The sequence below is a fragment of the Stutzerimonas decontaminans genome (assembly GCF_000661915.1).
Taxonomy (GTDB): Bacteria; Pseudomonadota; Gammaproteobacteria; order Pseudomonadales; family Pseudomonadaceae; genus Stutzerimonas; species Stutzerimonas decontaminans.
In genome coordinates this window covers 4526787-4539447 of sequence record NZ_CP007509.1, presented here as the reverse complement: position 1 = coordinate 4539447, position 12661 = coordinate 4526787, and the positions used below count along the sequence as shown (strand labels likewise).

Annotated in this window: 13 protein-coding genes; 9 read left to right on the top strand and 4 right to left on the bottom strand. The window is 66.1% G+C overall.

The features are described from left to right. Nucleotides 1–67: 67 nt before the first annotated feature. From UIB01_RS20955 to UIB01_RS20945, 3 genes are read right to left on the bottom strand one after another with little or no spacing between them, the layout of a single operon-like run. Nucleotides 68–1504, bottom strand: coding sequence for an NAD(P)(+) transhydrogenase (Re/Si-specific) subunit beta (locus UIB01_RS20955; protein WP_038664854.1), 1437 nt, complete (start codon nt 1502–1504; stop codon nt 68–70). A gap of 3 nt (nt 1505–1507) precedes the next feature. Continuing rightward, nucleotides 1508–1825, bottom strand: a complete 318-nt coding sequence (locus UIB01_RS20950) for an NAD(P) transhydrogenase subunit alpha part 2 (protein ID WP_003284152.1) — start codon at nt 1823–1825, stop codon at nt 1508–1510. Nucleotides 1826–1838: 13 nt separating this feature from the next. Continuing rightward, complete coding sequence (locus UIB01_RS20945; protein WP_038664851.1) at nt 1839–2960, bottom strand: Re/Si-specific NAD(P)(+) transhydrogenase subunit alpha; 1122 nt, start codon at nt 2958–2960, stop codon at nt 1839–1841. A gap of 521 nt (nt 2961–3481) precedes the next feature. On the opposite strand from UIB01_RS20945, the gene gspE reads away from it, so the two are divergent. The 9 genes from gspE (at nt 3482) to UIB01_RS20900 (ending at nt 11144) form a co-directional block, all read left to right on the top strand. Continuing rightward, nucleotides 3482–4996, top strand: coding sequence for a type II secretion system ATPase GspE (gene gspE / locus UIB01_RS20940; protein WP_038664847.1), 1515 nt, complete (start codon nt 3482–3484; stop codon nt 4994–4996). 156 nt (nt 4997–5152) lie between these two features. Next, nucleotides 5153–6367: a GspF family T2SS innner membrane protein variant XcpS gene (gene xcpS, locus UIB01_RS20935; protein WP_038664845.1), complete on the top strand. Its 1215-nt coding sequence runs from the start codon at nt 5153–5155 to the stop codon at nt 6365–6367. Between the two features lie 5 nt (nt 6368–6372). Beyond that, entirely contained in the window at nt 6373–6807 is a 435-nt protein-coding gene (gene gspG / locus UIB01_RS20930) for a type II secretion system major pseudopilin GspG (RefSeq protein WP_038664842.1), read from the top strand. A gap of 3 nt (nt 6808–6810) precedes the next feature. Beyond that, nucleotides 6811–7380, top strand: a complete 570-nt coding sequence (gene gspH / locus UIB01_RS20925) for a type II secretion system minor pseudopilin GspH (RefSeq protein WP_038664840.1) — start codon at nt 6811–6813, stop codon at nt 7378–7380. Further along, nucleotides 7377–7796 (top strand): type II secretion system minor pseudopilin GspI, encoded by a 420-nt coding sequence (gene gspI, locus UIB01_RS20920; RefSeq protein ID WP_038664837.1) that lies wholly within the window; start codon nt 7377–7379, stop codon nt 7794–7796. The genes gspH and gspI overlap by 4 nt, the downstream gene beginning before the upstream one ends. Next, complete coding sequence (gspJ, locus tag UIB01_RS20915) at nt 7793–8506, top strand: type II secretion system minor pseudopilin GspJ (RefSeq protein ID WP_038664834.1); 714 nt, start codon at nt 7793–7795, stop codon at nt 8504–8506. Before gspI ends, gspJ begins: the two co-directional genes overlap by 4 nt. Beyond that, on the top strand, nt 8503–9492 hold the full coding sequence (gspK, locus tag UIB01_RS20910; RefSeq protein WP_038664831.1) for a type II secretion system minor pseudopilin GspK: 990 nt from the start codon (nt 8503–8505) through the stop codon (nt 9490–9492). The genes gspJ and gspK overlap by 4 nt, the downstream gene beginning before the upstream one ends. 3 nt (nt 9493–9495) lie before the next feature. Then, nucleotides 9496–10629, top strand: a complete 1134-nt coding sequence (gene gspL / locus UIB01_RS20905) for a type II secretion system protein GspL (protein ID WP_038664829.1) — start codon at nt 9496–9498, stop codon at nt 10627–10629. Then, nucleotides 10629–11144, top strand: coding sequence for a type II secretion system protein M (locus UIB01_RS20900; RefSeq protein ID WP_038664826.1), 516 nt, complete (start codon nt 10629–10631; stop codon nt 11142–11144). Before gspL ends, UIB01_RS20900 begins: the two co-directional genes overlap by 1 nt. 66 nt (nt 11145–11210) lie before the next feature. On the opposite strand, the gene UIB01_RS20895 is transcribed toward UIB01_RS20900, so the two are convergent. Next, a complete protein-coding gene (locus UIB01_RS20895; protein WP_038664823.1) occupies nt 11211–12614 on the bottom strand; it encodes an aminoacyl-tRNA deacylase and HDOD domain-containing protein in 1404 nt (467 codons plus the stop codon). Between the last annotated feature and the right edge of the window lie 47 nt (nt 12615–12661).

Below are 12661 nucleotides of genomic sequence, written 5' to 3'. Positions count from 1 at the left end.
TTCGACAGGCAAAGAAAAACCCCTCGCGGCATGGCCGGGAGGGGTTTTTCGTTTCGGCGCGAGGTGATCAGTCCACGGCCTTGACCATGTCCTCGACGACTTTCTTGGCGTCGCCGAAGACCATCATGGTTTTGTCCATGTAGAACAGCTCGTTGTCCAGGCCGGCATAGCCGCTGGCCATGGAGCGCTTGTTGACGATGACTGTCTTGGCCTTGTACGCCTCAAGGATCGGCATGCCGGCGATGGGCGACTTCGGGTCGTTCTTCGCCGCCGGGTTGACCACGTCGTTGGCGCCAAGTACCAGCACCACGTCGGCCTGGCCGAACTCGGAGTTGATGTCCTCCATCTCGAAAACCTGCTCGTAGGGCACCTCGGCTTCGGCCAGCAGCACGTTCATGTGTCCCGGCATGCGGCCGGCGACCGGGTGAATCGCGTACTTCACGGTCACGCCCATGTGCGTCAGCTTCTCCGCCAGCTCCATCAGCGCGTGCTGTGCGCGGGCCACCGCCAAGCCGTAGCCGGGAACGATGATCACGGTGTCGGCGTTGGTTAGCAGGAAGGCGGCGTCGTCGGCCGAACCGGACTTGACGTTGCGTTCCAGCTGCGCGCCCGCCGGGCCGCCGGCATCGGCGTCGGCACCGAAGCCGCCGAGGATCACGTTGAAGAACGAGCGGTTCATCGCCTTGCACATGATGTACGAGAGGATCGCGCCGCTCGAGCCCACCAGTGAGCCCGCGATGATCAGCATCGAGTTGTTCAGCGAGAAGCCGATACCGGCGGCCGCCCAGCCCGAGTAGCTGTTGAGCATCGACACCACTACCGGCATGTCCGCACCGCCGATGGGGATGATGATCAGCACGCCGATGACGAAGGCCAGCGCCACCACGATCGCGAAGGCGGTCAGGTTGCCGGTGAAGGTGTAGACCAGACCCAGGCCGACGATCGCCAGGCCCACGGCCAGGTTGACCATGTGCTGGCCCTTGAATACCACCGGGGCGCCCTGGAACAGGCGGAACTTGTACTTGCCTGACAGCTTGCCGAAGGCGATCACCGAACCGGAGAAGGTGATGGCACCGATGGCCGCACCAAGGAACAGCTCCAGGCGGTTGCCCACCGGAATGGCGTAGCCCATGTGCTCGACAATGCCCAGCGACTGCGGCTCGACCACCGCGGCAATCGCGATGAATACCGCGGCCAGGCCGATCATGCTGTGCATGAAGGCGACCAGCTCGGGCATCTTGGTCATCTCGACGCGCTTGGCCATGACGGTGCCGACGCTGCCGCCGATCAGCAGGCCGACGATCACGTAGCCGATGCCGGCGGTGGCCAGCTCGCTGCCGAGCTTGAAGATCAGGCCGACCGTGGTCAGTACGGCCAGGCCCATGCCAATCATGCCGAACAGGTTGCCGCGACGTGAGGTGGTGGGGTGGGACAAGCCCTTCAGTGCCTGGATGAAGCACACCGAGGCAACCAGATAGAGCAGGGTGATCAGGTTCATGCTCATGGCTTACTTGCCCTCCGCCTTGGCCGCGCTGCGGTCCTTCTTCTTAAACATTTCCAGCATGCGACGGGTGACCAGGAAGCCCCCGAACACGTTGACCGCGGCCAGCGCCACGGCCAGGGTGCCCATCGCTTTGCCCAGCGGGGTGACGGTCAGCGCGGCGGCCAGCATGGCGCCGACGATGACGATCGCCGAGATCGCGTTGGTGACCGCCATCAGCGGCGTATGCAGAGCCGGGGTGACGTTCCAGACCACGTGGTAGCCGACGTAGATCGCCAGCACGAAGATGATCAGGTTGTAGATGCCGTCTGAAATCAGATCCATGTTCGCGTCTCCCTTAACCGTTGGTCCGCACGACCTGGCCGTCGCGGCACATCAGGCACGCGGCGACGATGTCGTCTTCGAGGTTGAGCTGGAACTGGCCGTCCTTGTCGATGACCAGCTTGAGGAAATCCAGCAGGTTGCGGGCGTACAGCGCCGAGGCGTCGGCCGGCACCAGCGTCGCCAGGTTGGCTTGGCCGACGATGGTCACACCGTGGCGCACCACCACCTGATCGATCTCGGTCAGCGGGCAGTTGCCGCCATGGCCGGCCGCCAGGTCGACGATCACTGAGCCGGGCTTCATCTGCTCGACGGTGGCTTCCTGCAGCAGCGTCGGCGCGTTGCGGCCAGGGATCAGCGCGGTGGTGATGACGATGTCCGACTGCAGCGCGCGCTCGTGCACCGCCTGCGCCTGACGCGCCATCCACGAGGCCGGCATCGGCCGCGCATAGCCACCGACGCCTTCGGCGCATTCGCGCTCCTCGTCGGTCTCCAGCGGCACGTCGACGAACTTGGCGCCGAGCGATTCGATCTGCTCCTTCACCGCTGGGCGCACGTCCGAAGCCTCGACCACCGCACCCAGGCGCTTGGCCGTGGCGATGGCCTGCAGCCCGGCGACGCCGGCGCCGAGGATCAGCACGCGCGCGGCCTTCACCGTACCGGCGGCGGTCATCAGCATCGGCATGAAGCGCGGGTAGTGATGGGCACCGACCAGCACCGCCTTGTAGCCGGCGATGTTGGCCTGCGACGAGAGCACGTCCAGGCTCTGTGCACGGGACGTACGCGGCGCGGCCTCCAGGGCGAAGGCGGTGATACCGCGGGCAGCCATGCGCGCGATGCAGTCATTGTCGAACGGGTTGAGCATGCCCAGCAGCACGCTGCCGGACTGCATCTGCGCCAGTTCGGTCTCGTCCGGCGCATTGACCTTCAGCACCAGCTCGGCGGCAAGTGCCGCGGCCGCATCGCCGATGGTCGCGCCGACCGCTTCATAGGCGCTGTCCGGCACGCTGGAAAGCAACCCGGCGCCGCTTTGCAGCGTCACCCGGTGCCCTTGGCCGATCAGTTTCTTGACGGTTTCCGGGGTCGCGGCGACGCGCGTTTCCCCGGAGTGGGTTTCGAGAGGAACACCGATGTGCATTGTTGTTGTTCTCCTGCGTGATCATGACCGGTGCTGCGGCGGACCGCGCACCGACGTGCTTTTCACCCGCCCGCTGCTCTGGCGGACGGGGTATGGAACAGGTGAAGCCAGCCGGGCGAAGCGCAAAAACGGATCGCCCGGCGCGGCATTCTGCAAGCCTTGAAAAAATCAAACAACTGTTTCAATCAAACGATTGTATTTGACGCGCCGGTCGCAGGATGACTGCCTGTTTTCCGCGCTTCGCTGCAGATTGCGTCCTGTTTGGCTCTGCGTACGTCCAAGTCGTCCGCGCCAGGCACACGACACGGCCGCATCATGAATGACGCGCCATTGACGGGGTATTCGTCAGCGGTGCCAAGCGCCTCCGACCTTGGTGTCGGGTTAAGTCGATATGCAGGAAAAACGCGCGCCCGTTGAAATGTCATCCAATCCTTGTAGTCCAACTAGGCTGGTTGGACCCGATTGGAGTGTTTCGAACGCAGTGACGTCGGGTCGCTGCGTATCGCTGGTGGAGCTGCACGATGTCCGAACTCGATGTAAACGAAGTCACCACGCTGCTCGAACAGCCGGCCCAGCGCCGTCTGCCGTTCGCCTTTGCGCGGCGGCACGGCGTGATCCTGCTGGAGCGCGGCAGTGAGCTGCGTCTGGGCCTGCGCGAAGGTGCCGCGCTGACTGCGGTGCAGGAGGCGCAGCGGGTGGTCGGTATGCGCTTGCCGATGCAATGGCTGCCGCAGGCGGATTTCGAACAGGCGCTTGGCGCGGCCTATCAGCATGATTCCTCGGCGGCGATGCTGATGGTCGAGGGGCTGGGCAACGACCTCGACCTGGCCAGCCTGGCCGACCAGATCCAGGAAACCGAGGACCTGCTGGAGCAGGAGGACGACGCGCCGATCATCCGCCTGATCAACGCCATTCTCGGCGAGGCGATCGCCGAGAACGCCTCGGATATCCATATCGAAACCTTCGAGAAGCGCCTGGTGATCCGCTTTCGCGTTGACGGCATCCTCCGTGAAGTGGTGCAGCCAAAGCGCGAGCTGGCAGCGCTGCTGGTCTCACGGATCAAGGTCATGGCCAAGCTGGATATCGCCGAGAAGCGCATCCCGCAGGACGGGCGCATCTCGCTGCGGGTCGGCGGGCGCGAGGTGGACATCCGCGTTTCCACCTTGCCTTCGGCCAATGGTGAGCGGGTGGTGTTGCGTCTGCTCGACAAGCAGGCCGGGCGCCTGACCCTGCGCCACCTGGGCATGAACGAGCAGGACCGCGACCACCTGGAACAGGCGGTGAAGAAGCCCCACGGCATCATTCTGGTCACCGGCCCTACCGGCTCGGGCAAGACCACCACGCTATATGCTGCGCTGACCACGCTCAATGACCGCACGCGCAATATCCTCACCGTCGAGGACCCCATCGAATACCACCTCGAAGGCATCGGCCAGACGCAGGTCAACACCAAGGTCGACATGACCTTCGCCCGCGGCCTGCGCGCCATCCTGCGCCAAGACCCCGACGTGGTGATGGTCGGCGAGATCCGCGATCAGGAAACCGCCGACATGGCGGTGCAGGCCTCGTTGACCGGCCACTTGGTGCTCTCCACGCTGCACACCAACAGCGCCATCGGCGCCGTCACGCGCCTGGTGGACATGGGCGTCGAGCCGTTCCTGATTTCCTCCTCGCTGCTCGGTGTGCTGGCCCAGCGCCTCGTGCGGGTGCTGTGCAATGACTGCAAACGTGCCTACGTCGCCGATGCCGCCGAGTGCGCGCTGCTCGGTGTGAGTCCGGACAACGCACCCACGCTGTATCACGCCGAAGGCTGCGAGCAGTGTCGCGGGCTCGGTTACCGCGGGCGTACCGGCATTTACGAATTGGTGCTGTTCGACGATGCCTTGCGCACCATGGTGCACACCCGCGCCAGCGAGCAGGACATGCTGCGTCACGCGCGGGTACTGGGGCCGAGCATCCGCGACGACGGCCTGCGCAAGGTGCGCGAAGGCGTGACCACCATCGAGGAAGTGCTGCGGGTGACGCGTGAGGAATGAGGGGATGAGGTTGTTTCCGGCTCGCCTGGTGAGGCAGCTGCGGAGCGGCAGGTGGTGCGTCATGGCGCCATTCGCGGCCAGGGCCACTTCCATGCACCCAGGCAGTTCAGGTGGGAGCGGCCGTGACCGCGAATCGCCCATGTTGGAGACCGCCTGATGGCTGCCTTCGAATATCTTGCCCTCGACCCGCGTGGCCGTGAGCAGAAAGGCCTGATCGAGGCCGACAGCCCGCGTCAGGCGCGGCAGCTGCTGCGAGAGAAGCAGTGGGCGCCGCTGGAGGTGAAGCAGGCCAAGTCCAAGGAAGACGTCAGCCGTGGCGGTTTCAGCTTCGGCCGCGGGCTGTCGGCGCGCGATCTGGCATTGGTCACCCGCCAGCTGGCGACGCTGGTGCAGGCCGCGCTGCCGATCGAGGAGGCCCTGCGCGCGGCGGCGGCGCAGTCCACCTCGGCGAAGATCAAGTCGATGCTGCTGGCCGTGCGTGCGCGGGTGATGGAGGGCCACAGCCTTGCCGCGGCGCTGCGCGAATATCCGTCGGCCTTTCCCGAACTCTACCGCGCCACCGTGGCGGCCGGAGAGCACGCCGGCCATCTCGGGCTGGTGCTCGACCAGCTTGCCGACTACACCGACCAGCGCCAGCAGTCGCGGCAGAAGATCCAGCTGGCGCTGCTCTATCCGGTGATCCTGATGGTCGCCTCGCTGGCCATCGTCGTGCTGCTGCTGGGCTACGTGGTGCCGGACGTGGTCAAGGTGTTCGTCAACACCGGCCAGGAATTGCCGGCGCTGACCCGCGGCTTGATCGCTACCAGCGATGTGGTGAAGAACTGGGGCTGGCTGATCGTGCTCGGCATCATCGCCGCGTTCCTGGCCATGCGGGCGGCATTGCGCGACCCGGCCGTACGCCTGCGCTGGCATGCGTTCATTCTGCGGATACCGCTGATCGGCCGCCTGAGCCGGGCGACCAATACCGCGCGCTTCGCCTCGACCCTGGCGATCCTGACCAAGAGTGGCGTGCCGCTGGTGGAGGCGCTGTCCATCGCTGCCGCGGTGATCGCCAACCTGCGCATCCGTGAGCGGGTGGTCGAGGCCGCGCAGAAGGTGCGCGAGGGCAGCAGCCTGACCCGCGCCCTCGACGCCACCGGCGAATTTCCGCCGATGATGCTGCACATGATCGCCAGCGGCGAGAAATCCGGTGAACTGGATCAGATGCTGGCGCGAACCGCGCGCAATCAGGAGAACGACCTTGCCGCCCAGGTGTCATTGCTGGTCGGCCTGTTCGAACCGTTCATGCTGGTGTTCATGGGGGCTGTAGTGCTGGTCATCGTGCTGGCGATCCTGATGCCGATCCTTTCTCTCAACCAACTGGTGGGGTAACGACAATGAAGTTGCAACGACGCACGCAAGGGGGCTTCACCCTCATCGAAATTATGGTGGTGGTGGTCATCCTCGGCATCCTTGCCGCGCTGGTGGTGCCGCAGGTGATGAGCCGGCCGGATCAGGCCAAGGTCACCGTGGCCAAAGGCGACATCAAGGCCATCGGCGCTGCGCTGGATATGTACAAGCTGGACAACTTCACCTACCCCAGCACCCAGCAGGGCCTGGATGCGCTGGTGAAAAAGCCTTCCGGCAATCCGCAACCGAAGAACTGGAACCGCGACGGTTATCTCAAGCGCCTGCCCAAGGACCCTTGGGGTAACGACTACCAGTACCTGTCGCCAGGTACCCAGGGCCAGTTCGACCTGTACTCCTTCGGCGCCGACGGCAAGCCCGGCGGCAGCGACCTCAACGCCGACATCGGTAACTGGGACCTCTAATCGATGCGGCAGCGCGCCCGCGCCTTCACGCTGATCGAACTGCTGGTGGTGATCGTCCTGCTGGGCATTCTGGTCAGCGTGGCGGTGCTCAGTGTCGGCGGTTCGAGCACCTCGCGCGAGCTGCGTGACGAGGCGCGCCGCCTGGCCGCGCTGATCGGCGTGCTCAGCGACGAGGCGGTGCTCGACAGCCGGGAGTACGGCCTGCTGGTCAACAGCGAGGGCTATCGCGTACTGCGCTACGACGAGGCGGCCACACGCTGGCTGGAAGTCGAGCGACGCAAGGTGCACAAGGTGCCGGAGTGGATGCGCCTGGATCTGGAACTGGACGGCACGCCGCTGGAACTGGTGGCGCCGACCCAGCGCGAGGACGACCGCGCCGGGCTGTCCCGCGATGATGAGCGCACGGCACGGCGGGCACCGCGACTGGAACCGCAACTGCTGATCCTTTCCAGCGGCGAGCTATCGCCGTTCAGCCTGCGGCTGTCCGAACGCAAGCCGCGCGGCGGTGCCTGGCTGATCGCCAGCGACGGCTTTCGTTTGCCTGAGGCGAAAGTCATCGAGGACAGGCGATGAGCAGACGCTCGGCCAGGGCCGGCCGCGGTTTCACTCTGCTGGAAGTGCTGGTGGCACTGGCGATCTTCGCCAGCGTGTCGGCGGTGGTGCTTACCGCTGCCGGACGAAGTCTGACTAACGCAGTGCGTTTGGAAGAACTGACCCTGGCGGGCTGGATCGCCGACAACCGCATCAGCGAACTGCAGTTGCAGCAGACCCCGCCTGCCATCGGCCGCGAAACCCAGGAGCTGGATTACGGCAGCCGCAAGTGGCAAACGCTCAGTGAAATCGAGGCCAGCGCCGACCCTGGCCTGCTGCGCGTAACCGTCTGGGTCGCGCTGCAGACGCCGCGCGGACGCAGCGGTTCGGTGTCTGAGCGAGCGGTGACCAGCCTCACCGGCTTCATTGCGGTCGGCCCGGGAGTGGCGCGCCAATGAACGTTCGCCCGCGCGACTGCGCCGGCTTCACCCTGCTCGAACTGCTGATTGCCATCGCCCTGTTCGCGCTGCTTGGCCTCGGCACTTACCGCATGCTCGAGGCGGTGCTGCAGAGCGATGAGGCCGTGCGCGCCCAGGAGCTGCAGTTGCGCGAGCTGAGCCGTGCGGTGTGGGCCTTCGAGCGCGACCTGCAACAGGTGATCGGGCGGCCGATTCGCGACGGCTTCGGTGACGAGCGCAACGCCTTTATCGGCCAACTGGGCGGTGAGGATGGCGCGCCGGTGCTGGAGCTGACCCGCGCCGGCTGGCGCAACCCCACCGGACTGCGCCGCGCCAATCTGCAGCGGGTGCGCTGGCGCCTGGCTGGCGACAACCTCGAGCGCGTCTACTGGGTGGTGCTCGACCGCGACCTCGACAGTGAGCCACGCGTGCAGCGGGTGCTGGAGAACGTGCAGGGCCTGCAGTTGCGCTATCTGGACGAGGAGGCCGTGTGGCACGAGGAGTGGCCGCCATTCGATTTCGGCCGCGGCAGCCCGGAAGACGCTGCCGAGCGCTTGCCGGTCGGGCTGGAGCTGAGTATCGAACATGCCCGCTACGGTCGGGTTACGCGCGTGCTGCGGCTGCCGGATGCTGCCGAGCAGGCGACGCAGCAGGCATTGCCGGGTGCCGAGGGCGTGCCCGAGCCGTTCGAAGGGGAGCTGCCGCAATGAGGCGCCAGCGCGGCGTTGCCCTGATCACCGTGCTGCTGGTGGTGGCCATCGTCACCGTGGTCAGCGCGGCGATGGTGGCGCGCCAGCAGCTCAGCATCCGTGCCAGCAGCAACCAGCTGCAGGCGCGCCAGGCCTGGCATTACGCGCTGGGCGGCGAGGCGCTGGCGCAGGCCATCCTCGCTCGCGATCTGCGGACCGGCGCGACTGGCGAGACGGGCGCCAATGGTGAGGCCGCGGCGGTCGATCATCTGCTCGAACCCTGGGCGCAGCCGTTGCCGGCATTCGAGATCGATCAGGGCGAGATTCTGGTGCGCATCGAGGATCTGGCCGGGCGCTTCAATCTCAACGACCTGCTCCGCGACCAGCAGCCCAATACTGCAGCAGTCGAGCAGTTTCGCCGCCTCTTGCTGCGCCTGCAGATCAGCGCGCCGTATGCCGAGCGCCTGCTCGACTGGCTCGACCCTGACCAGCAGGCGAGCGGCGAATTCGGTGCCGAAGACAATGCCTATCTCGCGCTCGACCCGCCGTACCGCAATGCCGGGCGCCGGTTGCATGACCTGTCCGAGCTGCGCCTGCTGCTGGACATGCGCGAGGAGGACTTCCAGCGGCTGGCGCCCTATGTCGCTGCGTTGCCGCCCAACGTGCCGCTGAACGTGAATACGGCGAGCGCGATGGTGCTGTCCAGCCTGAGCGACAATCTCAGCCTCGGTGCGGCCGAGTCGCTGGTGGAATTGCGCCGCGCCGCGCCGTTTCGCAACAGCGCGGCGTTCCTCGCGCAACCGGCGCTGGCCGGGACTACGCTGCAGGGCACTGCGCTGGCGGTTGGCAGTCAATTCTTCCAGGCCACCAGCGAAGTGCGCCTGGGCGACCGCCGGTTGGCGCTGGTCAGCCTGTTGCAACGCGAGCAGGACGGCAGCGTGCGCGTGCTCGCGCGAAATCTTGGCCAGCCTGCCCGGTTGGCTCGCTCATCCGATGGAGAACGCTAGATCATGGATTGCCTGTTTCTGCCCGCCGACAGCCCTGCCAGGCTCGATGGCGATACGCGTGTCTATTGGCTGCCCAAGGACGGCCCTGGCCGCTGGCAGCCCCTGGCCGACTGCAGCGGTGGCAGTGGCGCGATCAGCCTGATTCTGCCGGCCGAAGTCTGCAGCTTTTTCGCCGTCACTCTCCCGACCCGCAAGGCGCGCTGGATGCAGCAGGCGCTGGCCTACGCCGCCGAGGAGCTGCTCGCCGAAAACGTCGATGATCTGCATCTGGCCCTGGGCGAAACGCTGCCGGATGGCCGCCAGCGCGTCGTGGCGATTCGTCGCCAGCTGCTGGCCGATTGGCTGGAGCAGCTGCGCGAGCTGGGGCTGCTGATCGTGGCGATTCATGTCGACGCCGATCTGCTGCCGCGCGAGGACACGCAGCTGTTGTTCATCGGTGAGCGTGGGCTGCTCGGCGGCATCGGTGAGACACGACTCGCTTTCGCCAGCGAGGACTGGCCACAGCTTTCCGCCTTCTGCCCGGCGCCCTGGCATGCCCAGGGCAGCGAAAGCGAGCCGCCGCTGGCGCTCGACGACTATCGGCAGGTGGACGACCCCTATGCGTTTCTCGGTGCGCAGCGCGCGGCAGCGATCAACCTCGCGCAGGGCGACTTCGCCGTGGAAGTCGGCAACACCGGCCTCGGCTACTGGAAACCGTTGTTCGCCGTAGCCGGCCTGATCCTGCTGGTGCAGCTGGGCTTCAACCTGAGTCAGGCCTGGTATTTCCAGCGTCAGGGCGATGCCTACGCCGAGGCCAGTCTGGCGCTCTATCGCGAGCTGTTTCCCGAGGACATCCGCATCGTCAACATGCGCGCGCAGTTCGATGATCACCTGGCCCGCGGCAGCGGTGGTCAGGCGGGCTTCCTGCGTCTGCTCGACCATGCCGCCGCAGCGCTGGAAGATGGCATTCCGGTGACCATCGGCCAGCTCGACTACAACCAGGATCGCGGTGATCTGGCGCTGCAGGTACAGGCGATGGACTTTGCCACGCTGGAAACCCTGCGCCGGCGTCTGGGTGAAGCGGGGCAGAGCGTGCAGCTGGGCTCGGCCAGTCGTGAAGGCGACGGCGTCAGTGCGCGCGTGGTGATCGGAGGCTGATGATGAATCTCAAGCAACAACTGGCCGTGCGCCTCGCCGATTCTCCACTGTGGCAGCGCTGGCAACGGCTGGCCCCACGCGAGCGCACCTCGCTGAGCCTGCTTGGCGCCTTTCTGCTCGCGGTGCTGTTCTACCTCTGGCTGTGGCTGCCGGCCCAGCGCCAGGCCGCCGATGCTCGCGAGTACTACCAGGCGCAGCGCGAGCTGCACGCCTATATGGAGCAGAACACCGAACTGGCGCGGCAGATGGAGCGCAGCAATCAGGTCGAATTGGCGCCGGAGCAGCTGCAGGGCGTGATCACCGAAAGCGCGCAGCAGGGCAATCTGCTGATCGAGAGTTTCGACAACGGTAGCGACGGCAGTCTGCAGGTCAGCCTGCCGGGCGCTTCCTATGCGCTGCTGCTGCGCTGGTTCGACACGCTGCAGGGCCAGGGGGTGAGCGTTACGGAAGTCAGCCTGGAGCGCGCCGGAGAGGGGTTGGTGAATGCGCGGGTGAGCTTTCGCGCCAGTACTTGACGGTGCCTGAATCCGGATCTGCCGCCGGGCCTGCAGCCTTTGGCGCAGACCCGATGGCATCGGCCGTCAGTGTGGGGTATTGAACTGCATCGCCAGCGCACGTAGCGCAGCTTCGGCGGCAAGCACCTTGTTCACCGCGTCGTTGGCTTTTTCGCGGGTAATACCCAGGCGATCGAACAGCTCCTGCGGCACTTCGGCATCCGGCCCGCTGCCGATACCGCGGTTGCGCAGCATGCGCACCGCCAGGCAGACCAGGTTTGGATAGGCCGCATCCTCGCCGTCGTAGCCCGGGTCGTTCTGGAAGCGCAGGGCGGCGGCCAGTTCCTCGGGCATGCCCCACAGACGCATCAGCCAGGCGCCGATCTGCTCACGGGTGATGCCCAGCAGATGCTGTTCGACGTGGCTGTGCGACAGGTGCGGGTTGGCTTCCAGATGCCGACAGATCAGCGAGAAATGCGGCGGAAAGACGTGCGCCAGCACCAGGTAGCCGAAGCTGTGCAGCAGCCCGGCGAGGTAGCTCAAGCCGGGCTCCGGACGCTGCTCGCGCGGGATGGCGCGGGTCAGCCCCTCGATCACCGCCGCGGTATAGATCGCCTGCTGCCAGTAAGGGGTGGCGTCCTGCGGCTTGTCGTCGGGCAGGCTGATGGTCTTGCCCAGCGCCAGGCCGAGGGCGAGGTTGATCACCAGGTCGAAACCGAGCACGCGGACGATGGCGTCTTCCACCGAGCGGATACGCCCAGGCGCGGCGTAGTAGGGCGAGGCCGCCCAGCTGATCACCTGCGCCGCCAGCGCCGGGTCGGTTTCCACTACGCCGGTGATGTCGTCGACGGTGGCGTCGGGGTTGACCCGCAGCTTGATGATCTTCTGTGCGGTGTGCGGCAGCGGCGGAATCTCGATGGTTTCTTCCAGGCGCTTCTGGATGCGCCGCGCGGTGAAACTCTGCACCGCCTGGGTGATTTCTGCACGGTCGTCGTTCGGGCGGTCGAGATTGGGCCGGATAGTGCTCAGCGGCACGGCGAAGCTGCCCGCCGTGGCTTTGCTCAGCATGCGCTTGAATTCGCTACCGACAACCTCGACCAGCAGGCCCGGCTGACCGGACTCCACCAGCAGGCGCGGTTGCTGCAGCAGCTGCTCCTCGTACAGGCAGGGTGAACTGGTCAACGGCGGCAGGCCAGGCAGGCGGGTCAGCTCGTGCTTGGCGAGCATGCGCGCCAGCCGTTCCGGCTTCACCGCCGCCAGCTCGCGGCCGGTGAGTTCGGCCAGTCGCGGCAGGTCGAGCAGATGATCCTGCGGGAAAAGCACCAGCATGGCGCCGATGCTGTCGTCCAGCAGTACTGCCTGAACCCGCTGGGCGGCGGGAAGATTGGGGCGATCGCGCTGAATTTGGTAACTCACACCGAGGTCTTTCAACAGCTTGGTGATCAGCAGGGGCAGTTCGGAGTAGCTTTCGGTGTCGACAGCAGAATTCATATGCGGACCCGTTGTGGTGACCTGCCGGAGTATAGCGAAGCCGTCGG